Source organism: Catenulispora pinisilvae (assembly GCF_015356865.1).
Classification (GTDB): Bacteria; Actinomycetota; Actinomycetes; order Streptomycetales; family Catenulisporaceae; genus Catenulispora; species Catenulispora pinisilvae.
This window is the reverse complement of sequence record NZ_JAAFZA010000191.1, coordinates 1-20,594: the sequence shown is the minus strand read 5'-3', so window position 1 is coordinate 20,594 and position 20,594 is coordinate 1. Positions and strand designations below refer to the sequence as shown.

General features: G+C 70.6%; 18 protein-coding genes. 6 read left to right on the top strand and 12 right to left on the bottom strand.

The window, feature by feature from the left end; translation table 11 throughout:
* Positions 1 to 887, top strand: an 887-nt coding sequence (locus tag IZR01_RS36485) for a calcium:cation antiporter family protein (RefSeq protein ID WP_194896715.1), incomplete at its 5' end; no start/stop codon positions are given.
* Positions 888 to 949: 62 nt separating this feature from the next.
* On the opposite strand, the gene IZR01_RS36480 is transcribed toward IZR01_RS36485, so the two are convergent.
* The 5 genes from IZR01_RS36480 to IZR01_RS36460 form a co-directional block, all read right to left on the bottom strand.
* On the bottom strand, positions 950 to 1,507 hold the full coding sequence (locus IZR01_RS36480; protein ID WP_194926495.1) for a 3'-5' exonuclease: 558 nt from the start codon (positions 1,505 to 1,507) through the stop codon (positions 950 to 952).
* 71 nt (positions 1,508 to 1,578) lie between these two features.
* A complete protein-coding gene (locus IZR01_RS36475; RefSeq protein WP_194896713.1) occupies positions 1,579 to 2,430 on the bottom strand; it encodes an ABC transporter permease in 852 nt (283 codons plus the stop codon).
* Positions 2,427 to 3,548 carry an ABC transporter ATP-binding protein gene (locus IZR01_RS36470; RefSeq protein ID WP_323747198.1) on the bottom strand — a complete coding sequence of 374 codons (1,122 nt, stop codon included), beginning with the start codon at positions 3,546 to 3,548 and terminating at the stop codon, positions 2,427 to 2,429. Before IZR01_RS36470 ends, IZR01_RS36475 begins: the two co-directional genes overlap by 4 nt.
* 86 nt (positions 3,549 to 3,634) lie before the next feature.
* Complete coding sequence (locus IZR01_RS36465; RefSeq protein ID WP_228561006.1) at positions 3,635 to 4,696, bottom strand: DUF2705 family protein; 1,062 nt, start codon at positions 4,694 to 4,696, stop codon at positions 3,635 to 3,637.
* Between the two features lies 1 nt (position 4,697).
* Complete coding sequence (locus IZR01_RS36460) at positions 4,698 to 5,717, bottom strand: ABC transporter ATP-binding protein (RefSeq protein WP_194926494.1); 1,020 nt, start codon at positions 5,715 to 5,717, stop codon at positions 4,698 to 4,700.
* A gap of 104 nt (positions 5,718 to 5,821) precedes the next feature.
* On the opposite strand from IZR01_RS36460, the gene IZR01_RS36455 reads away from it, so the two are divergent.
* Complete coding sequence (locus tag IZR01_RS36455; RefSeq protein ID WP_194896711.1) at positions 5,822 to 6,562, top strand: alpha/beta hydrolase; 741 nt, start codon at positions 5,822 to 5,824, stop codon at positions 6,560 to 6,562.
* Positions 6,563 to 6,608: 46 nt separating this feature from the next.
* The gene (locus IZR01_RS36450) at positions 6,609 to 6,977 is read left to right on the top strand and encodes a DUF2087 domain-containing protein (RefSeq protein WP_228561005.1); all 369 of its coding nucleotides are present in this window, start codon (positions 6,609 to 6,611) and stop codon (positions 6,975 to 6,977) included.
* Here the strand turns inward: IZR01_RS36450 and IZR01_RS36445 are convergent.
* Complete coding sequence (locus IZR01_RS36445) at positions 6,874 to 8,130, bottom strand: AI-2E family transporter (RefSeq protein WP_228561004.1); 1,257 nt, start codon at positions 8,128 to 8,130, stop codon at positions 6,874 to 6,876. The two genes, IZR01_RS36450 and IZR01_RS36445, sit on opposite strands and share 104 nt — an antisense overlap.
* Positions 8,131 to 8,268: 138 nt before the next feature.
* Between IZR01_RS36445 and IZR01_RS36440 the strand changes: the two genes are divergently transcribed.
* Positions 8,269 to 8,766: a SigE family RNA polymerase sigma factor gene (locus tag IZR01_RS36440; RefSeq protein ID WP_194896710.1), complete on the top strand. Its 498-nt coding sequence runs from the start codon at positions 8,269 to 8,271 to the stop codon at positions 8,764 to 8,766.
* 39 nt (positions 8,767 to 8,805) lie between these two features.
* Positions 8,806 to 9,717, top strand: a complete 912-nt coding sequence (locus IZR01_RS36435; RefSeq protein ID WP_194896709.1) for a TrbL/VirB6 family protein — start codon at positions 8,806 to 8,808, stop codon at positions 9,715 to 9,717.
* A 360-nt stretch (positions 9,718 to 10,077) separates the two neighbouring features.
* Here IZR01_RS36435 and IZR01_RS36430 read toward each other — a convergent pair whose 3' ends face one another.
* The 6 genes from IZR01_RS36430 to IZR01_RS36405 all read right to left on the bottom strand — a co-directional run bounded on the left by IZR01_RS36430 (position 10,078) and on the right by IZR01_RS36405 (position 19,431).
* A complete protein-coding gene (locus tag IZR01_RS36430) occupies positions 10,078 to 11,031 on the bottom strand; it encodes a coiled-coil domain-containing protein (protein ID WP_194896708.1) in 954 nt (317 codons plus the stop codon).
* 268 nt (positions 11,032 to 11,299) lie between these two features.
* Entirely contained in the window at positions 11,300 to 14,908 is a 3,609-nt protein-coding gene (locus IZR01_RS36425) for a polarized growth protein Scy-related protein (RefSeq protein ID WP_194926493.1), read from the bottom strand.
* Between the two features lie 270 nt (positions 14,909 to 15,178).
* Positions 15,179 to 16,528, bottom strand: coding sequence for a crotonyl-CoA carboxylase/reductase (gene ccrA, locus IZR01_RS36420; RefSeq protein WP_194926492.1), 1,350 nt, complete (start codon positions 16,526 to 16,528; stop codon positions 15,179 to 15,181).
* A 192-nt stretch (positions 16,529 to 16,720) separates the two neighbouring features.
* Entirely contained in the window at positions 16,721 to 17,452 is a 732-nt protein-coding gene (locus IZR01_RS36415; protein ID WP_194896705.1) for a GNAT family N-acetyltransferase, read from the bottom strand.
* A gap of 28 nt (positions 17,453 to 17,480) precedes the next feature.
* Positions 17,481 to 18,122: a response regulator transcription factor gene (locus IZR01_RS36410; RefSeq protein ID WP_194896704.1), complete on the bottom strand. Its 642-nt coding sequence runs from the start codon at positions 18,120 to 18,122 to the stop codon at positions 17,481 to 17,483.
* Between the two features lie 16 nt (positions 18,123 to 18,138).
* Positions 18,139 to 19,431, bottom strand: coding sequence for a sensor histidine kinase (locus IZR01_RS36405; RefSeq protein ID WP_323746503.1), 1,293 nt, complete (start codon positions 19,429 to 19,431; stop codon positions 18,139 to 18,141).
* A gap of 164 nt (positions 19,432 to 19,595) precedes the next feature.
* On the opposite strand from IZR01_RS36405, the gene IZR01_RS36400 reads away from it, so the two are divergent.
* A partial coding sequence (locus IZR01_RS36400; protein ID WP_194926491.1) for an MGDG synthase family glycosyltransferase occupies positions 19,596 to 20,594 on the top strand: 999 nt, incomplete at its 3' end.

Below are 20,594 nucleotides of genomic sequence, written 5' to 3'. Positions count from 1 at the left end.
GGGTGTTGCAGGGGGCGTTGGGGAACCTGCCGGAGTTGTTCGTGTCGGTGTTCGCGCTGCGGGCCGGGCTGACTACGGTGGTCAGTTCTGCGATCATCGGCTCGATCATGGCGAACCTGCTGTTGGTGCTCGGCTTGTCGTTCGTGGTCGGCAGTGCGCGGCACGGTGTGCTGCGCTTCTCGATTCAGCGGGCGCGGCTCATCATGGGTCTGATGATCCTGTCGGTGGCGTCGATGCTGATTCCAAGCCTTGCCTCCTACATCCACTCTCCGGCGGCCGGGCACGAGGTCGCGCTGGCTCGGGTCACCGCCGTGGTGCTGCTGGCGGTTTTCGCGTTGTCGATTCCGGTGAGCCTGCGTCGTGATCTGGAGCCCACTGCTGCCGAGGGGGCGGCTGAGGTGAAGCAGGAGCTCGATGCCGCCAATCCCTGGCCGCTCTGGCTGGCCGTCACCGTGCTCGCGGTCGCCGCGCTGGCCGCCGCGTATGTCTCCGACCAGTTCGTCACCGCCCTGACTCCCGCGATGAACTCCCTGCACATTTCGCAGGCCTTCTCCGGCCTGGTGATCGTGGCGTTGGCGGGCAACGCGGTGGAGAACGCGGTCGGGGTCAAGCTGGCCTGGCAGAACAAGGCGGATCATGCGCTGTCGGTGGTGCTGAACAGTCCGTTGCAGATCGCGCTGGTCCTGGCGCCCGCGCTGGTGCTGTTGTCCCCGGTGATCGGCGGGTCGGCGTTCACCCTGGTCTTCAACCCGATGCTGGTGACCACGGTCGGGATCGCGACGTTGGCGGTGCTGTACCTGATCTCGGACGGCGAGTCGGACTGGCTGGAGGGCTCGGCGATGATCGGGCTGTACGTGTTGGTGGCGACGGCTTTCTGGTGGGGATAGCGCGCGTTGGGACTGCGCGTCATGGACCGGGCGTCATGGAACCGCGCGTCATGGACCGCACGTCAGACCTCGAACTGGCCGGCGTCCATCAGCCCCAGCACGAGCGCGGCGATGTTCCAAGCGTCGTCCGCACCGCTGTGATGCCGGCCTTCCAGGGGGAGCCCGGCGGTTCGTAGCGCCTGGTCCATGCCGCAGCGCCGCAGGTTGTGCGCGGTGGCGAACACCGCTTTGGCGTTGACGTGTCCTTCGCCGTACGGGTAAGCCACCTCGGTGTCAGCGCACTGTCGGAGGAACTGCTTGCGGTCGTAGTCGCCCCAACTGGTCCACGGACGGGAGCCGGACCGGTGCTCGGCGCGCAGGATCTCGCAGGCCCGGGCGAAGCTCACGCCGGTGTCGACCTCCCGCTGCGTCAGGCCGGTGAGCTCGGTGCAGAACGTGCTGACCGTCGAGCGCTCCGGCCGTACCAGGATCCGGTGCTTGGCCACCCGCTTGCGGGCCGGGACGTCGACCACGGTGAGTCCGATCTCGATGATCTCCGAGGTCATGTCCGGCGGTGCGGCGCCGGACCAGCAGGTGGCTTCGACGTCGACGACGTTCAGGTGGCGGCCCTGGATTTCCATGGCTCGCATGGTAGGTCCGGGCGGCGCGGCGGCGCCTGGCTGTTTTCCGCCGGCCGACCGGACCCGTGGCGTTAAGCGTCGCGCCGCTTCAGTACCCACCCGGCGGCGATCAGCAACACCGCGGTCCACAAGCAGAATACTCCGTAGCCCTGCCACGCCGACAGCAGGTCGTTCGGACCCGGTGCGGACTGCGCGACCAGGTGTCCCGCCTCCGTCGGCAGATACGCGTGGACGTGCTTGCCCAACGAGCCCGGCAGCAGCTGCGCCAGCGGGGCCAGCACCTCGACGAAGGCGATGACGCCGGTGATGGCGCCGGCGGTGTGCCGGATCAGGGTGCCGATCGCCAGCGCGAACAGGCCCAGCATCATCAGGTAGAGGCCGGCGCCGAGCAGGGCACGGAGCACGCCCTTGTCGCCGAGGCTCACCGGGACCTTGCTGTTCAGGATCGGGGCGGCCAGGAAGAAGGCGCCGAAGGAGACGATCTCGCCGACCACGAAGGTCACCACGGCGAACACCAGCGCCTTGGCCGCGAGCATCGGCGTCCGCCTCGGCGCGGCGAGCACCGAGGCGCGGATCATGCCGGTCGAGTACTCCGAGGTGATCACCATGACGCCCAGGACGCAGATCGCCAGCTGGCCCAGGACGAACCCGGAGCCCAGGATGTTGCCGGTCGGGTCCCGCCGGTAGTCCAGTTGCTGGCTCGGGTCCATCTTCGACCACTGGCTCGTGGTCAGCCAGGTGAACAGCACCGACAGGCCCAGGGTCAGGATCAGGAAGGCGAGCAGCGACCAGACCGTGGAGCGCACGCTGCGGAACTTCGTCCACTCCATCGCCAGCAGGCGTGGGAAGGCGGCCGAGCGGCGGCCCTCGGCGGGCCGGCCCGCGGGCACGGTGGCCGGGGCGTCGGGAGTCGCGGCGGTCATTCGGCGGCCTCGCTTCCGGACGTCGGGACGGCTGGTTCGGCTGGTTCGGCCTCGTTGTCGGACGGCGCGGCGGTCGGTGGTGCGGCGCCCGCTGGCACTGCACCCGGTGGCGCTGCGGCCGGCGCTGCGAATCCCGGTGCCACCGCGTCCCCGATCCCGCCGCCGATCCCGCCGACCGCACCGGCCTGCGGGTCCGAATCCGCGTGGTACTCGACGGATCCCCGCGTCATCTCCATGAACGCCTCCTCCAACGAGGCCCGCTGCGGGGTCAGCTCGTGCAGCACCACGCGCGCCGCGGCGGCCTTCTCGCCGATCTCCTGCGCGGTCATGCCGCGCACGATCAGCGCGCCGTCCTCGGCGGTCGCCACCGTGACGCCATCGGCCTCACCCTCGGCCGGCGTCCGCTCCAGCTCCTTCGCGAGCTGGCTCGGTTGCGGCGTCCGGACCAGGACCGAGTGGTCCGAGGAGCGCGCGATGAAGGCGTCCACCGACTCGTCCGCGATCAGCGCCCCGCGGCCGATCACCACCAGGTGGTCGGCGGTCTGCGCCATCTCGCTCATCAGGTGGGAGGAGACGAAGATGGTCTTCCCGGCGGCGGCCAGCGCCTTCATCAGGTTCCTGATCCACAGCACGCCCTCCGGGTCCAGCCCGTTGACCGGCTCGTCCAGGATCAGCACCTGCGGGTCGCCGAGCAGCGCGGCGGCGATGCCCAGGCGCTGGCCCATGCCCAGGGAGAAGCCGCCGGCCCGCTTCTTGGCCACCTCGGTCAGCCCGACCAGTGCCAGTGCCTCATCCACCCGCTTGCGGGGCAGGCCCTGGCTCTGCGCCAGGCACAGCAGGTGGTTGTAGGCCGAGCGGCCGGTGTGGACGGCGCGGGCTTCCAGCAGCGCCCCGACTTTGCGCAGCGGCTCGCGCAGGTCCGCGTAGCGGACGCCGTCGATCGTCGCGGTGCCGGACTGCGGCCGGTCCAGGCCCAGGATCAGCCGCATCGTGGTGGATTTGCCGGCCCCGTTCGGGCCCAGGAACCCGGTGATGCGTCCCGGTTGTACCGAGAATGTCAGGTGATCGACGGCGGTTTTGGCCCCGTACCGCTTAGACAGGTCGTGCACTTCGATCACGGCGGCCCCCTCAGACAGCGCGAGACGGAGCCAGCGACCCCTGGCCCCGCCTCGAAGCTTACTGAAAACGCCCGGGAAAACCGCGTCTACGCGTCCTTGCTCCGCATCACGATTGCGCCACCGATCACGGCCGCGGCGGCATAAGCGGCGAACACCCCGAACCCGGCCCACGGCGAGAGCATGTCGGAGGCCGGCCTGGTGGCGATGATCTGAAGCCCGGCGTTGAACGGGATCCACTTGGCGATGTCGGTGTGCCAGTTCCCCGGCAGGAACTGCACCAGGATGAACAGGATGAACAGCACCCCGACCGCGGAGGTGATGGCCCCGGCGGTGTGCCGCAGGATCGCGCCGAGCCCGAAGGCCAGCAGCGCCGTGCCCGCCATGTACAGGCCGCCGCCGAACACCGCGCGCAGGACGCCGGGGTCACCCAGTGCCACGTGGATGTGGTGGCCGGAGTAGATGCCGGAGGCGATGAAGAAGGACACGAACGAGCAGATCAGCCCGACCGCCAGCGCCACCGCCGTGACGATGGTGGTCTTGGCCCAGAACAGCGTGGCCCGGCGCGGCTGGCTGGTCAGCGAGGTGCGGATCATGCCGGTGCTGTACTCGGCGGTGATCGCCATCGCGCCGAACACCACGATCACCAGCTGCCCGAAGAACAGGCCGGACATGGAGATCGCGGTCCAGTCGTCGGTGCCGTCGCTGCTGGGGTGGCTTGAGGACCCGAAGGCGATCAGGACGCTCAGGCCGATGGTGAGGACGATGGTGATCAGCAGGGTCCAGAAGGTGGAGCGGACGGTGCGGATCTTGGTCCACTCCGAGCGCAGGGCGGTGCCGAAGGTGGCCTTCGCGCCCGGGAAGCGGTCGGGGCCGGCGACGACGGCGTGGCCGGGCGCGCCGTGCGGGCCGGGGATTCCGGGCTGGCCGTACTGGCCGGGAGCCCCGTGCTGGCCGCCGAAGCCGGCGTTGGGCGGTACCGGCTGGCCCGGCGCGTATCCCGGGGCCGGCTGCGTCGGCGCCTGGCCGGGCGCGGCGTTCGGCGCGGCGGCGTATCCGGGCCCGTAACCCGTCACCGGCTGGGTCGCCGCCTGGTCCTGCGGCGCGAAGCCCGGGTTCTGCGGCTGCCCGGTCTGCGAGGGGGTGCTCATCTCAACGGGCTCCGATCATCTGGCCGGGGTTCTGGCCGGGGGCGTACGGGTTCTGCGATGCACCGGGTCCGCCTGGGCCGGCGGGTCCGCCGGGGCCGCCCGGTCCGTAGCCGCCGACGCCGGCCGCGCGGTACTCGACCTCGTCCTTGGTCATCTCCATGAAGGCCTCTTCCAGCGAGGCCTGGTGCGGCGCGAGTTCGTGCACCCGGATCTGGTTGTCGAAGGCCAGGTCGCCGATCTGCTGCGGGCTGGCGCCGCGCACCGTGATCAGGCCGCCGGCGTCGTTGGTGACCCGCGCCCCCTTACTGGCCAGCAACTGCATCAGCTGCATGGCGTCCGGGGTGCGGACCGTGACCGTCTGCTCGGAGTTGCGGGAGATGAACTCCTGCACCGAGCAGTCCGCCTGCATCTTGCCGCGGCCGATCACGATCAGGTGGTCGGCGGTGTGCTCCATCTCGGACATCAGGTGCGAGGAGACGAAGACCGTGCGGCCCTCGGAGGCCAGCTTGCGCATGAACTCGCGGATCCAGCGGATGCCGTCCGGGTCCAGGCCGTTGACCGGCTCGTCGAACATCAGCACCTTGGGATCGCCGAGCAGCGCCGCGGCGATGCCCAGGCGCTGGCCCATGCCCAGCGAGAATCCCCCGGAGCGCTTCTTGGCCACCTCGCGCAGGCCGGTCAGCTCCAGCACCTCCTGGACCCGGCGGGCCGGCAGGTGGTTGGACTGCGCCAGGCACAGCAGGTGGTTGTAGGCGGTGCGGCCGCCGTGGATCGCCTTGGCGTCCAGCAATGCGCCGACCTCGCGCATCGGGGCCACGGCCTTGGCGTAGGGGCGGCCGTTGACGGTGACCGTGCCGGACGTCGGGGCGTCCAGGCCCAGGATCATCCGCATGGTCGTCGACTTTCCGGCGCCGTTCGGACCGAGGAAGCCGGTCACCACCCCCGGACGCACGGTGAACGTCAAGCCGTCGACGGCCTTCTTGTCGCCGTACTGTTTGGTGAGCCCTGTTGCTTCGATCATGCGATAGACCGTATCGGCGTTGAGTACGGCCCGTCGTCGCTCTTAGGTCTTTCGTTACCAGGTCAGGTATTAGCCCTTAGTAGGGGGAGGTACCGTGGATCTCGATGAGCACCGACATCCGCGCCACCACCATCCTGCCGGCCGAGCGCCGGCCGGTGACCCTGACCACCGCCGACGGCCTGGACTTGGTCGGCGAACTGGCGCTGCCCCCGGACGGCCGCACCCCGGCCGGCACTCTGGTCACACTGCACCCGCTGCCCACTCACGGCGGCTTCATGGACAGCCACATCTACCGCAAGGCGGCCTGGCGGCTGCCGGCGCTGGCGGACCTGGCGGTCCTGCGTTTCAACACCCGCGGCACGGTCTCGCCGGCCGGCCGGAGCCAGGGCGAGTTCGACCACGCGGTGGGGGAGCGGTTCGACGTGGAGGCCGCGATCGAGTTCGCGGACTACGAGGACCTGCCGAACCGCTGGCTGATCGGCTGGTCGTTCGGGACCGACCTGGCGCTGATGTACGGGGACGACCCCTCGATCGACGGCCTGATCCTGCTCTCGCCGCCGTTGCGCTACTCGCGGCCGGAGGATCTGGACGGCTGGGCCGCCTCCGGCAAGCCGGTCGTGGCGCTGGTGCCGGAGTTCGACGACTACCTGCGGCCGGCTGAGGCCCGGGAGCGGTTCGCCCGCATCCCGCAGGCTGAGGTGATCGGCGTCGACGGCGCGAAGCACCTGTGGGTCGGCGAGAAGTACGTGCAGCGCGTGCACAACGAGATCGTCAAGCGCGTGAACCCGGCGGCGTATCCGTTGGCGACGACGTGGGACGGACCGTTCGAGACGTTCGCCGAGTAGCCGATATTCGGTTGGCGCGGAGCGGCCGGGTGGCGAGTATCGGGGCATGGACAAATCACGCCAGCCTGCTGACCGAGGATCGGGAAGCGCCGATTCGCAGATCATCCAGTGCTACAGCCACGGTCGCGTGGTGCAGATGCCTTCCTTGCGGGGCCGGAGCCAGGAACTGCGCGACAAGCTGCTCAAGCACATCGCCGCCCGGGCCTTCGAGCCGGGGCGTGCTTACAACGAGCAGGAAGTCAACGCCGCGCTGATGCCCGTCTTCGACGACTACGTGGCGCTGCGCCGCTATCTCGTCGAGAGCCGGCACCTCATGCGGGATCAGGCTGGGCGGGAGTATCGCCTGCCGGTCCAGACTCCGACGGTCCAGACTCCGACGGTTCAGACCCCGACTGCTGTTCCGGCCCAGGGCTAGCCGGCGGTTCCGGCGTCGGCGTGCTGGGCGGCTGCGCGTCCGGGTCGCGGTCCTGGGCCGGCAGCACGACCTGACGCACGATCACCAGCAGCCCGGCGGTCAGCGGGATGAACAGCAGCGCGCCGGAGACGCCCAGGATGGTGTAGCCGGCCAGCGCCGCTATCACCGCGACCGCCGGCGGCAGGTCGACGGTCCGGGACATCACGCGCGGGTAGATCAGGTAGTTCTCCAGCTGCTGGTAGAGCACGAAGAAGATCAGGGCCGCGAGCGCCTTGACCGGCGAGTCCAGCAGCAGGATGACGGCGCAGGCCAGGAACGCGCCGAAGGTCGCGCCGATGATCGGGATCAGGTCGGTGAGCCCGACCAGCAGGGCCAGCGGCAGCGCGAAGCGCACGCCCATAATGGACATCGCCAGCCAGCTGGCCAGGGTGGCGCAGGTGGAGACGACCAGCGCCCCGGAGACGTAGCCGCCGACCCGGTTCAGCACCCGGTCGGTCAGGTCCGCGGCCCGCTCGCGGCGGGAGCGGGGGACGAGCTTGAGGCCGCCGGAGGTCATGGACGGCAGCGAGCCCAGGAAGTACAGCGTCAGCATCAGGATCGTGAAGGCCTTGAAGACGCTGGTGAGCACCGCCTTGCCGAACCCGAACGCGCCGCCGGCCAGCGTCTTGGTGGTGTCGGCGGTGCTGAACCAGTTCTGGAGCTTCGTGATCAGGTGGTACTTCTTGTCCAGCCGCTGGATCGTGGAGTTGTCCTGGAGCTTCTTCAAGCCGTCGGGCACGCCGTTGTGGATCAGGGACGAGGTCTGGTCGGTCAGCGGCTTGGCGATGACGACGATGAAGCCGGCGAACAGGGCCAGCACCGCCAGCGCGACGATCGTGACGGCCCACCGCCGGTGGAACCCGCGCCCGGTGAGCATCTCCACGAACGGATTGAGCCCGGCGGCCAGCACCAGGGCCATGGTGATCATGACGATGATGTCGACGACGTTGGTGAGCGTCCGGCCCAGATAGTAGGCGCCCAGCACGCCGAATCCGCCGACCAGCCCGATCGCGAACGGCGGCGTCCGGGTCAGCGCGGGCTTGGCCGCCGTCCGGGACGCCGAGGCGCTGCTCGCGCTTGCGGACTCGGCGGGAACCTGATCGGCGGCGGTCATGGGGGCGAGTTTAGTTGAGGCGCGGGTCGCCAGGGCCGGTTGCGGACCGGCGTCGCGGTGGCCGTCCGCCCAACGAATCGCCAACTCGGGCAACTACCCCGGGGCCAGTCCGGGTCTGCATGGTCGAAGGAGGTGCCGATGAGAGCCGAGGACGAGGCAGAGTTCCGCGAGTACGTGGCCGGCCGCTGGACGTGGCTGGTGAGGGCCGCGGCGCTGCTCACGGGGGATCCGTGGCACGCGGAGGATCTGGCGCAGACGGCGTTGGTGCGGGTGTTCGCTTCGTGGTCGCGGGTGCGTGCGGCCCAGGACATGGACGCGTACACCATGCGGATCCTGATCAACCAGAACAAGAACCGCTTCCGGCGGCGGCGGGTCGTTGAGGATCTGACGGCCGTGGTGCCCGAGCGCGCCGGCGGGGACCCGACCTCGCGGGTGGATCAGCGGGCCGGGTTGTTGGCCGCGCTGGCCTCGCTTCCCAAGCGGCAACGCGAAGTCGTGGTGCTGCGGTACTGGGAGGACTACAGCGAGGCGCAGACGGCGCGGATCCTCGGCTGTTCGGTCGGCACCGTGAAGAGCCAGTCGTCCAAGGCGCTGGCCAAGTTGCGCACGCACGCCTCGGTGCTGGCGTCGCGCTGAACCACCCACCCACACATCCAGGACGGAAGACGGGAATCCATGAACGACGAAGAATTCGACGGCTCCGCGGTACGCGAGCTGTTCGCCCCCGCGGTCGCCGACCGCGGTCTGACCTCGGCCCCGACCGACGCCATCGTCGCCGCCGGGCGCCGCCGCATCGTCGGGCGCCGGGCCGCGGTCGCCGGCGGGGCGCTGGCGATCGTGGCCGCGGTGCCGTTGGCCGCCACGGCCATCGCCGCCGGGCCCGACAAGGCCGGCAGCACGACGAACGCGGCGGGCAACTCGGGTGTCGGCGTCAAGAGCGGCGCGGGCACCACGGACGCTCCCGGCGTCGCCACCCCGCCGAACACCAAGACGCCGGCCCAAGGTGTCGGCGACGTCGGCGCCGCCAGCAGCCCGGCCAAGACCGGCACGAGCGGCGACCCCGCCGGTCTGCCGACCAAGCCGACCGTCGTCGCCACCGGCAACATCGAGGGACACAACTGGACGATCACCTTCCAGACGGCCCCGGGCAACAACGCCCTGACCGCCGGGGACAAGTGCCTCGGGCTCGTCCTCACCGTGGACGGTCACAACTCGTCCATCAACCCGGCGATGCTGCCCTACTGTCTGCCGGTCAAGTATGAAGGCCTCTCGGGCCTCATGTGGGCCGCCCAGTACACCCTGAAGTACTACTACCCCAGCGGTGCTGGCACCCTGCAGATGGGCATGGTCCCGGCCAACGTGGCGAAGGTCGTCGCGCACGTGGACGGCCTGGCCCCGGTCTCCGCCACCACGATCCCGGCGCCCGGCCTGAACGACGAGGCGTTCTATTTCCTGCCGATCCTCAAGAACGATCAGGGCTTCCGGGTGTCCTTCGACGAGTACAACACGCAGGGCGTGAAGATCGGCAACTTCAACAACTGGACGCCGGCTCCGGGCCAGCCGCAGTTCCCGGGGAACACGAAGTAGTCGAAGTAGTCGAAGTGTCCGAAGTAGCTGAAGTAGCTGAAGCAGCCGAAACAGTGGGCTGATAGAAACCCGGCGCGAACGCGGCGCACCAAAGCGCGGCAGAGCGCGCCGCGCCGGAACGCAAAAGCGCCCCCGGACCCACCCAGAGGGTCCGGGGGCGCGCTCGCGACGTCTGCCGAGACCGGCTATCCCGATCGGTGTCGACAGCTCTGATGCGATGGCCGGTCGCCGCCTGCTATCGGGGTCTCGCACTGAGACCCCTCAGGCCCGGGCCGGCTCCGAGGCGCTGTCCGCCCCGTCAAGCGATCCCGATCCGACCCCGCCGGCCGATGCACCACAACCGCCGGCGGGGGCGAGGAGTCAGCGCTGCGCCGGGATCGCCGCGTCGTCGGCCTGCTCCAGCTCGTCCTCGGCCTCGTTCAGCGCCGCCAGGGCGTTGACGTTGACCGCGCCGCCGGTCAGCGTGGCCAGCATCTCGCGCACGTTGTGCAGCTGGGCGTTGATGCTGTCGCGGCGGTGGGTCAGCGCCGCCAGCTCGCGCTCGGCCTCGCTGCGGATGCGGTCGGTCTTGCTGCGCGCGTCGGCGATGATGTCGTCGGCCTGGCGCTGCGCGGTCTCGATCGTGGACCGGGCCCGGCGCTCGGCGTCGGTGCGCATCTTCTCGGCCTCCAGGCGCAGCTGCTCGGCCCGGTTCTCGATCTCGGCCAGCCGCTTCTCGGCCTTGGCCTGGCGCGCGGCCAGGTCCCGCTCGGACTGCTCGCGGCGCTTGGCCAGCTTGGTCTCGAAGTCGGTGGCGGCCGCCGCGGCCTTGGCACGGGTCTCCTCGAAGAGGGCTTCGGCTTCCTCGCGCTTGGTCGCGGCGTCCTTGGCGGCGGTGGCGCGGACCTGGTTGGCGTCGTCCTTGGCCTTCTCGACGATCCGCACGGCCTCCTCGTCCGCCTTGGCCTTGCGGTCCTTGGCGTACTGCTCGGCGTCCGTGCGGACCTTCATGGCGGCCTGGTCGGCCAGCTCGCGGTGCGCGTCGGCGGCACGGCGGGCCTCCTCGCGCAGGTCCTTCGCCTCTTCCTCGGCCAGGCGCAGGATCTTCTCCACGCGCGCGCCCAGACCGGCGTAGCTCGGCTCGCTGTCGGCGAGCTGCGCCTGGACAGTCTGGTTCTCCAGGTGCAGTTCCTCGATGCGCTTCTCCAGCGAGCCTGACCGGGAGTGAGCGGCGTCCCGCTCGGCGATCAGCTTGGTGATTCGGTCGTTGACCTGAACCGGGTCGTACCCGCGGCGCACTTGCTCGAAGCCGTGCGGCGAATGCATGTCGCTCATGAGATCCCTGTCGCGATTCACTGGCCCGCGTCGGGCCGGGGGTGAGTGAACAATCTACAAGTGGCGGTGAAGGTGTACCGGGCTGTGGTGGTGTAAGGGGAATCCTGGCACGAAACCCGCCGGTCTTCGACCGGGTGTGCCGTAATCGAACAAACGAACCCGGCAAACCCGCTCTATCGAGTGCATTAGCTGATCATGCGTCACGGGCCGTGGACCAACACATACCGGGTGTCGTGGTGCGGCGGGGACGGCGGAACAGTCACGCTTCTCAGTCCTCCGAAGGCGGCCCGACGGGAACGGAGACCGAGGTCGCCAGCGCGTCCAGCACCCCGTGCACCCGCGACATCTCCGCCTTGATCTCCTGCTTGCGGACCTCGATCTCCTCGACCTCGCGCTTGGCCTCGGCCCGCTGCCGCTCGGTCTCCTCCTTGGCCTTGGTCACCAGCTGCTCGGCCAGCTCCCGCGCCTCCGCGACGGTCTCAGCGGCCTGCTTGCGCGCGGTGGCCAGGGCGGTCTCGGCCTCGGAGTTGGCCTGCTCGCGGGTCTGGAGCGCCTTCTTGTCGGCGGCTTCCAGCACGCCGTCGGCGGTCCGCCTTATCCGCTCGACGTCGGCCTTGGCCGCGGCGGTGACGCGTTCGGCCTCGGCCTCGGCGGTCGAGGTGACGCGCGTGGACTCATCGCGCGCCGCCGCCAGCATCCGGTCGACCTCGTTCTCGCTGTCGGCGCGCACCTTCACGGCCTCCGAGCGGGCCATCGCGACCAGCTTGTCGGCGTCCCGGCCGGCCGATTCCAGCTTGCGGCCGGTCTCCTCGCGGGCGTCGCTGCGGATCTTGTCGGCGTCGGCGCGGGCCGCCTCGGCGCTGGCCGCCGACTCGTGGTGGATGCGCTCGGACTCCGACTTCGCGGCCTTCACCATGGTGTCCGCCTTGGTCCGGGCCTCGGCCCCGGCGGCCTCGGCCTCGGCCCGCAGCGCGGCGGCGTCCCGGCGGGCCTCGGCGCGGACCTGGACCGCCTCCTCGGCGGCCTCCACCCCGAGCACCGCGGCGGCCGCCTCGGCCTCGCCCCGGATCCGCTCGGCGTCGGCGATCTGGCGGTCGGCGGCGCTCTGCGCCTCCTCCACTATCCCGGCGACCTCGGCGCGCACGGCGGTCGCGTACCGCGTGCCCTCCTCGCCGATCTTGCGGGCCTGGGCCTGCGCCGCTTCCATCGTCTCGTTGGCCACGGCCTCGGCGGCCTGCCGGGTCTGGGTGGAATAGGAGTCGGCCTCGGCGTGGGTGACCTGCGCGGCGCGGTCGGAGTCGGCCTTGGTCTTGGCCGCGTACGCCTCGGTCTCGGTCCGCAGCGCGTTCGCGTAGTCCTCGGCCGTGGTGCGGGTGAGCTCACTGGCCCGCTCCGAATCAGCCTTCGTCTTCGCCGCGTACACGTCGGCGGTGGCGCGCGTGGTGTGCGAGTACTTCTCCGCCTCGCCCCGCGCCTCGTCGGCGGCGCGGTCGGAGTCGGCCTTGGTCTGTGCCGCGTAGGCGTCGGCCTCGCCGCGGATCCCGACCGAGTAGTTCTCGGTCTCGGCCCGGAGGTTCTCGGCAGCCTGCTCGGAGTCGGCCTTGGTCTGTGCCGCGTAGGCGTCGGCCTCGCCGCGCATCGCGACCGAGTAGTTCTCGGTCTCGGCCCGGAGGTTCTCGGCAGCCTGCTCGGAGTCGGCCTTGGTCTGTGCCGCGTAGGCGTCGGCCTCGCCGCGGATCCCGACCGAGTAGTTCTCGGTCTCGATGCGGAGGTTCTCGGCGACCTGCTCGGAGTCCGCCTTGGTCTTGGCCGCGTAGGCGTCCGCCTCGGCCCGGACGCCGTTCGCGTAGTTCTCGGTCTCGATCCGGAGGTTGTCCGCGACGTGCTCGGAATCGGCCTTGGTCTTCGCGGCGTACGCGTCGGCCTCGGCCCGGACCCCGGTCGAGTAGTTGTCGGTGTCGGCCTGGAGCCGCTCGGAGGCGAGCTCGGAGTCCGCCCTCGTCTTGGCCGCGTACGCGTCGGCGTCGGACTTGATGCCCTGCGAGTAGGAGTCCGCCTCGCCCCGGGTCTGCGCCGAGTACTGGTCGGCGGCCAGCTGCATCTGCTGGGCGTAGGCGTCGGCGTCCGCGCGGACCTTGCCGGACTCGGCGTCGATCGTGGCCCGGGTCTGCGCGGCGTAGGTATCAGCGTCCTGCCGTACCGTCTGCGAGTACGCCTCGGTGTCCGCGCGCAGCTTGTCGGTCTCGGCCTTGACCGCGTTGCGGGTTTTGTCCGCGTAGGTGTCCGCCTCGCCGCGGGTGTTGCTCGCGTAGGTGTCCGCCTCGCCCCGGGTGTTCTGCGAGTAGTGGTCCGCCTCTTCGCGGACCTTCGCGGTCTCGGTGTCCGAGCGCGCCTGCGCCTCGTCGATCCGGGCCTGGGCCTTATCGCGCAGCCGCTGGATCTCCTCGCGGGCGCCGTTCTGCATGGCCTCGACACCGGCCTCGGTGTCCACCCGGAGTTGCTCGGCGGCGGTGTGCGCTTCCTCATGTGCCTGCTGGGCCGCCGAGTGCAGTTCGCTGGCCTGCGCGTGCAGCGCCTCGATCTGGCCGCGCAGCGGGGCCACGTCCTCCTCGGCGGCGACCCGGGTGGCCTCCGCGTCGGCCTGGCCCTTGCCGATCAGCTCCTCGACGGTCCGGGCCACCTGGTCCAGCCGCGTGGCCGCCTGCTCCTCGGCCTCGGCCAGGATCCGGCCGGCGTTCCCGGTGACCCGGTCGGCGTCGGTGCGCGCCTCGGCCCGCATCCGCGCGGCGTCGTTCGCCGCCTCCTGGCGGGCCTGCTGCGCGTTCGCCTCGGCCTCGGCCCGCTGGTGCTGCGCCGCGGCCTCGGCCTCGCCGCGCACCCGCATCGCCTCGGCGCTGGCCTCCGCGCGGGTCCGCTCGGCCTGCGCGCCGGATTCCATCAGCATCCGCGAGGCCTCGGCCCGCGCGGAGTTTATCGCGGCCTCGGCCTCGCTCTTGGCGGTGCCGCGGATCTGCGCGGCGTGCTCCTGGGCCTGGGCGGCCTGGCTGCCGGCCGCGGTCAGCATCCGCTCGGCCTCGGCGTTGGCCGCCTCGCGGGTCTTCTCGGCCTCGGCGCGCGCCGCGGTCCGCATGTTCTCGGTCTCCATGCGGACGTGCTCGATGGCCTGCGCGGTCTCCATCGCTATCCGGTCGCGGCCGGCCTCGACCTCGCCCCGGGCCGCCTCGATGATCCGGCCGCGGTGCGCCTCGGTGTCCGAGCGGACCTTCTCGGCCCACGCGGCCATCTCGTTGACCTGAGCCTCGGCCTGCTGCCGCTTCTCGGTCAGCTCGCGGTCCAGCGACTGCCGGCGGTTGCCGACCTCGGTGTGCCACTCGGCTTCCAGCTCCGCGGACCGGTGCGCGGCCTCCTCCAGGAGCCGGGCCGTCTTCGCGCGGGACTCGCGCAGCTCGCGCTCGGCGGCCGCGCGGACCTGGTCGGCCTGGATCTGGGCGTTGCGGAGCATCTGCTCCACCTGCCCGGAGATGTTGTCGAAGCGCGGCTGCGCGGCCAGCCGGCGCTGCTCGTGCAGCTTGGAGCGCAGGACCTCGATCTGGTAGCGCAGGTCCTCGGTGTCGGTCAGCGCCTCGTCGCGGGCGGTGCGGAGCCTGTCGAGCTCCTTCTCCATCTCCGAGAACGTGGCCTCGACGTCGTGCTTGTCATAGCCGCCGGTGTCGTAGCCGCCGTCGTCCCAGGAGTCGCCGGGGGCCGCCGAGCGCGAACGCGGCGGGTAGTCGCCGGACTGCGGGGGGTTCGCGCCCCGGCGCGCGTGGGATCCACGATCGCCGGCACGGTCGCCGTAGCGATCCGTGCTGCGTTCGTCGAGCCGCCCTGGTCCCATGACAGTGAATCGTGTCAGATTTCCGGCCGGATGACACCTAGTCGGGCCGGGGAATGAGTAGAGGCTTCGGATCGTACCAGGCCCGGATCGCATGCCCGCTCAAGTCGGGCATCTCGCACCAGAATCAGTGCCTTGTGGAAGCCTCGCAGGCCGCGGCCGTATGGTCGCCCTCCGCTGTCCACCTGTTACCGTCCGTACCGATCCGGATCGAAAGGCCGAGCGAAGGCGTCCCGCGCCTCCGCTCGGCCCGAAGAAATCACCCGCCGGGTCTCACACGTTCCGGAACCGGTTGATCGCCGGCAGCAACCGGGCCCGCTTGGCCGCGTCGCGCACTCCCAGCCCCTCCTGCGGGGCCAGGCACAGCACGCCGACCTTGCCCTGGTGCAGGTTCTGGTGGACGTCGTACGCGGCCTGCCCGGTCGCCTCCAGCGCGTAGGTCTTCGACAGTGTGGGGTGGATCATCCCCTTGTCGATGAGCCGGTTCGCCTCCCAGGCCTCGCGGTAGTTGGCGAAGTGCGAGCCGATGATGCTCTTGAGGTTCATCCACAGGTAGCGGTTGTCGTAGCTGTGGTTGAAGCCGGAGGTGGACGCGCAGGTGACGATCTTCCCGCCGCGCTTGGCCACGTAGACGCTGGCGCCGAAGGTCTCCCGGCCCGGGTGCTCGAAGACGATGTCCGGGTCCTCCCCGCCGGTCAGTTCCCTGATGCGGGCGCCGAAGCGCTGCCACTCCTTGGGATCCTGCTCCGTCTGGCTCTTCCAGAACTTGTAGCCCTCGGCCTTGCGATCGATGATCAGCTCGGCGCCCATCGCCCGGCAGATCTCGGCCTTGTCCGGCGAGGAGACCACGCAGACCGGGATCGCGCCGCCGTTGAGCGCCATCTGCGTCGCGTAGCTGCCCAGGCCGCCGGAGGCGCCCCAGACCAGCACCACGTCGCCCTGCTTCATCGCGGCGCCGTTCTTGGAGACCAGCTGCCGGTAGGCGGTGGAGTTGACCAGGCCCGGGGAGGCGGCCTCCTCCCAGGTCAGGTGGGCGGGCTTGGGCATCAGCTGGTTGGACTTCACCAGCGCCAGGTGCGCCAGGCCGCCGAAGTTGGTCTCGAAGCCCCAGATCCGCTGCTGCGGGTCGAGCATGGTGTCGTCGTGGCCCTCGGCGTCCTCCAGCTCCACGCTCAGGCAGTGCGCGACCACCTCGTCGCCGGGCTTCCACTTGTTGACGCCGGGACCGGTGCGCAGCACCACGCCGGCCAGGTCCGAGCCGATCACGTGGTAGGGCAGGTCGTGGCGGCGGGTGAGCTCGCTGACCTTGCCGTAGCGCTTGAGGAAGCTGAAGGTGCTGACCGGCTCGAAGATCGAGGTCCACACCGAGTTGTAGTTGATGGCGCTGGCCATCACCGCGACGATCGCCTCGCCCGGACCCAGCTCCGGCGTCGCCACGTCCTCCACGTGGAGCGAGCGCCGCGGGTCCTTGTCCCGGCTGGCCAGGCCGGCGAAAATCTCGGCCTCGTCGGCGTGCACCGTGACCGCCCGGTAGGACTCAGGCAGCTTCAGGTGCGCGAAGTCCTCGGCGGGGGTGTTCCCGGCTTGGATAGCGGCGAGTATTTCTGCTGTCTCGTGCTGCATCGTCGGCCTCCAGGGGTCGGCGGCGTCGAGGGCTGTGGCTTGCCGTCTGTGAGGGCAGTACGGCAGTCGGCCCTGGGAAGTGAGGGAGCGTTGGGCTACTCACTGGTAACTATGGCGCTCCGCCGACACCCTGGCTAGGTGGGCCTTGTCACAGATTCAAGCCGCTCCCTATCAGCCTGCAACATCTTGACGTCACAAGCGACGGCAGTGATAACGGTGCGCGGTCGTGTAGCCGAGGGACGCATAGAGCGCAAGCGCGGGAGCGTTCCCGTCCTCGACTTCCAGATAGGTGCTCTCGGCACCGTGCTCGGCGGCGAACGCCAGCAGGTCCCGCATGACGATCCGCGCCAGCCCGCGCCGCCGTGCGGCTTCCGCGGTGGCGATCGCGGCGATCCCCGCGTAGCCCGTTCCGGTGTCAATGGCGACGCGGCCGACAGAGAGGGCTTGTCCGGTGTCGCCGCGGACCACCGCGAAGGCGATCAGCGCGTCGCCTGAGGTGAGGAGGGTCTTGAACTCGGGGATACCGCGGCCTCGGAGGTAGGCCGCGAAGTAGTCCTCGGGGAGTTCTGTAGTGACTTCGGCTACATGATGGGCGTCTGTAGAACTCTTAAGGGTTTCCAACGCGGGCCCCAATGGCGCGGTCTGGCGCAGGGCGGGGCGATGGGTTTCGGTGAAGCCGAGATCGGCGATCTCACGGTCCAGCGGACTGCCGTCGATCGTCTGCACCAGGCCGGGAAGAGCACGCTCTGCGAACCATTCCCGAACCGCTTCCAGAGTCTGGGGCAGCGGCATTCCGGAATCCCCTAGAGGGAGCGCAGCGTTGGCGCGCGAGGTATGTCCGCTCGCGGCACGTACTTCCCAGCCGCCTATATAGGCGCGCTCTGCGAAACCCCATCCTGTCGCGGCGACGGCTTGAAGATCCATACCCCGACGCTAGTACGGGGCGGCTCGGTCACGCCGCCAGGTATCGCAATACGGCCAGCACTCGGCGGTGGCCCAGATCATCCGGCTGTAGGTCCAGCTTCATGAAGATGTTGTTGATGTGCTTGCCCACCGCGCTCTCGCTGACCGCCAGCACGGTCGCGATCGCGGTGTTCGCCCGGCCCTCGGCCATCAGCGCCAGTACGTCGCGCTCGCGCGGGGTGAGGCGGTCCAGCGGGTCGGCGGGCCGGCGCACCAGGAGTTGCGCCACGACTTCCGGGTCCAGGGCGGTGCCGCCGGCCGCGACGCGTTCCAGGGCTTCGATGAACGAATCGATGTCGGCGACCCGGTCCTTGAGCAGATAGCCGACCCGCGCGGTGTCGCGGGCCAGCAGGTCGGTCGCGTAGCGCTCCTCGACGAACTGGGACAGGACCAGGACCGCCGTTTCCGGCCAGCGTTCGCGGATCCGCACCGCCGCGACGATGCCCTCGTCCTTGAACGTCGGGGGCATGCGGACGTCGGCCACCACCGCGTCCGGGCGGTGCCGCTCGACCGCCGCGAGCAGAGCGGTGCCGTCGCCGGTCTCGGCGACCACTTCGTGGCCCGCGAGTTCCAGGACCCGGACCACTCCGGCGCGGATCAGGACGGAGTCGTCCGCGATCACCACCCGCATCGAGATCTCCCCCGGATCACGCCCCACAGGGCAATTCGGCGGTCAGTACGGTCGGCCCGCCGCTCGGTGATGTTAGCCGCAGTCGGCCGTCCACCGAAGCCACTCGCTGCGCCAGCCCCGTCAGGCCGGTTCCGCCCTGCGCGTCCGCTCCGCCGACGCCGTCGTCGCCGACCCGGATCAGCAGCAGGCCGTCCCGCCGCTCGACGTCCACCTCCGCCTGCTTCGCATGGGAGTGCTTGACCACGTTCGCCAACGCCTCGGAGACCACGAAGTACGCGACCGTCTCCACCGACGCGCTCAGCGGACCGGTGCTGCCGACGGTCAGCCGGACCGGGACCGCCGAGCGGGCGGCGACGCCGGAGAGCGCGGCGTCCAGGCCCCGGTCGTCCAGGACCGCCGGATGCAGCCCGCGCACCAGGTTCCGGATCTCCGCCATGGCTTCCTTGACCTGTTCGTGCGCGTCGATGATGACGGCCATCGCCTCCGGCGGGACCTGCTCGACGTCCTTGAGCGTCTTGCGCGCGATGCCCAGGTGCACGGCCAGGGACATCAGCCGTTGCTGCGCGCCGTCGTGCAGATCGCGCTCGATCCGGCGGCGCTCGGCGTCCGCGGCCTCGATCGCCGCGGCCCGGCTCTCGGACAGCGTCTGCACGCGGTGCGCCAGCACCACGGTCTCGTTCGGACCGAGCAGGCGCCGGGCGGCCGTCTCGTCGGCGCGGGTGAGCAGGCGCAACAGGAACGGTGCGAAGTAGGCGGTCACCACCGACACCAGCAGGGAGAAGACCTGCGCGAAGAGCTTCTGGCCCCGGAAGTCGGGCTGATAGCGGCCGATGCCGAGCATGTGCTGCGGGATCTGGAACACCAGGAACACGCTGATGCCGATCGCGAAGCCCATGATCGCCAGCGCCACGCCGATCAGCGGGCCGGCCAGCAGGTGGTAGACCACTTGGCGCCGAAGGGCCTCCGAGCGCAGGGCGGCGCGCACCTGCCGCTTGTAGATCCGCGGGGTCTCCACCTCGAGGATCTCGATGCCGGCCATGCCGCGGAAGCGTCTGCGCTGCCAGCCGGTCAGGATCGGCGCGATCGTGAGCATCAGCGCGACGATCACCATCACGGACAGGGCGAAGCGGACGACGATGTCGCCGTCGCCGAGGCCGGCGCCGAGGAACTGGACATCCTGCAGCGGCTTGCTCCACACGGTCAGCATCACCATCGCGCCCAGCCACAGGGGCAGCCCGGTGATGAGGAACAGCGCGTCCTGGCCCGCCTGCGTCCAGCGCGTTCTTCGCAGTTCTTCAGTCGTCGGCACGCGCTCACGGTAATTCCGCAGGTGACGGCAGGTCCATAACGCCTGCCTCACCCCCGCCGGTGGTGCTGGCCCCACCCTTTAAGCGCCAGGTCGCACTACTGATCTCGGCGCCGCGCGTGACCAGCATGGGACGAGTCCGAAACACATTCTCCGGAAGGACTCCCATGTCCCGCGTGGTCATCTTCTCCGCCTCGGTCGGTGCCGGTCATGACAGCGCCGCCCAGGCCCTCGACGACCGGCTGACCGCGCGCGGCTTCGCGGTCGACCGGCACGACTTCCTGACGCTGATGCCCGCCGGGCACGCGGTGTGCGGCTCCTACCGGCGCATCATCACCCACGCCCCGGCGCTGTATCAGTGCATCTACTCGCGTACCGAGCGCGCGGCCCGCCCCGGGCTGGTGCAGCGGCGCCTGCTGCGCGCCGCGGAGCAGGCGGTGCTCGCCGCGATACCGGCCGACGCGGTCGCGGCGGTGGCGACGTATCCGTTGGCGGCGCAGGTGCTCGGGCGGCTGCGGGCCTCGGGCCGGCTGGCGGTGCCGGTCGTGGTGACCTTCACCGACTTCTCGGTGCACCCGCTGTGGATCGCGCCGGGTGTCGACCTCTACCTGGCGCCGCACGCGGTGACCGCCGCGCAGGCGGTGGCCCACGGCGTGGACGCCGCCCGGGTCGCGGTGGCGCGGCCGCTGGTGTCGGCGCGGTTCGGGCAGCGGCCGGCGGCGCGGCGGGCGGCGGCCCGCGACAAGTTCGGCCTGACCGGCGCGGACAAGCCGCTGGCCCTGTTGCTCGGCGGCTCGTGGGGCGTCGGCGACATCGAGGCGACGGCGCGCGATCTGGCGGCCTCGGGCGTGGTGACGCCGGTGGTGGTGTGCGGACGCAACGAGGTGCTGCGCGGCCGGCTGCGCGCGGCCGGGTTCCCGCACGTGTTCGGCTGGGTCGGGGACATGCCGACGCTGATGGCGGCGTGCGACGTCATGGTGCAGAACGCCGGGGCCTCCAGCACGCTCGAGGCCTTCGCGACCGGGCTGCCGGTCGCCACCTACCGCAGCCTGGTCGGCCACGGCCGGACCAACGCGGCGGTGCTGGACGAGGCCGGGCTCGCGGTGTGGGTGCGGTCGCAGGGGGAGCTGACCGGGGCGATGCGGGAGCTGACCTCGGGGGTGCGG

Bases quoted from the DNA above. Each gene is read 5' to 3' on its own strand.
- IZR01_RS36480 (WP_194926495.1), bottom strand. From the start codon at position 1,507: ATGGAAATCCAGGGCCGCCACCTGAACGTCGTCGACGTCGAAGCCACC.
- IZR01_RS36425 (WP_194926493.1), bottom strand. From the start codon at position 14,908: ATGGGACCAGGGCGGCTCGACGAACGCAGCACGGATCGCTACGGCGAC.
- IZR01_RS36475 (WP_194896713.1), bottom strand. From the start codon at position 2,430: ATGACCGCCGCGACTCCCGACGCCCCGGCCACCGTGCCCGCGGGCCGG.
- IZR01_RS36410 (WP_194896704.1), bottom strand. From the start codon at position 18,122: ATGCGGGTGGTGATCGCGGACGACTCCGTCCTGATCCGCGCCGGAGTG.
- IZR01_RS36460 (WP_194926494.1), bottom strand. From the start codon at position 5,717: ATGATCGAAGCAACAGGGCTCACCAAACAGTACGGCGACAAGAAGGCC.
- IZR01_RS36440 (WP_194896710.1), top strand. From the start codon at position 8,269: ATGAGAGCCGAGGACGAGGCAGAGTTCCGCGAGTACGTGGCCGGCCGC.
- IZR01_RS36450 (WP_228561005.1), top strand. From the start codon at position 6,609: ATGGACAAATCACGCCAGCCTGCTGACCGAGGATCGGGAAGCGCCGAT.
- IZR01_RS36435 (WP_194896709.1), top strand. From the start codon at position 8,806: ATGAACGACGAAGAATTCGACGGCTCCGCGGTACGCGAGCTGTTCGCC.
- IZR01_RS36415 (WP_194896705.1), bottom strand. From the start codon at position 17,452: ATGGATCTTCAAGCCGTCGCCGCGACAGGATGGGGTTTCGCAGAGCGC.
- ccrA (WP_194926492.1), bottom strand. From the start codon at position 16,528: ATGCAGCACGAGACAGCAGAAATACTCGCCGCTATCCAAGCCGGGAAC.
- IZR01_RS36465 (WP_228561006.1), bottom strand. From the start codon at position 4,696: ATGAGCACCCCCTCGCAGACCGGGCAGCCGCAGAACCCGGGCTTCGCG.
- IZR01_RS36455 (WP_194896711.1), top strand. From the start codon at position 5,822: ATGAGCACCGACATCCGCGCCACCACCATCCTGCCGGCCGAGCGCCGG.
- IZR01_RS36430 (WP_194896708.1), bottom strand. From the start codon at position 11,031: ATGAGCGACATGCATTCGCCGCACGGCTTCGAGCAAGTGCGCCGCGGG.
- IZR01_RS36445 (WP_228561004.1), bottom strand. From the start codon at position 8,130: ATGACCGCCGCCGATCAGGTTCCCGCCGAGTCCGCAAGCGCGAGCAGC.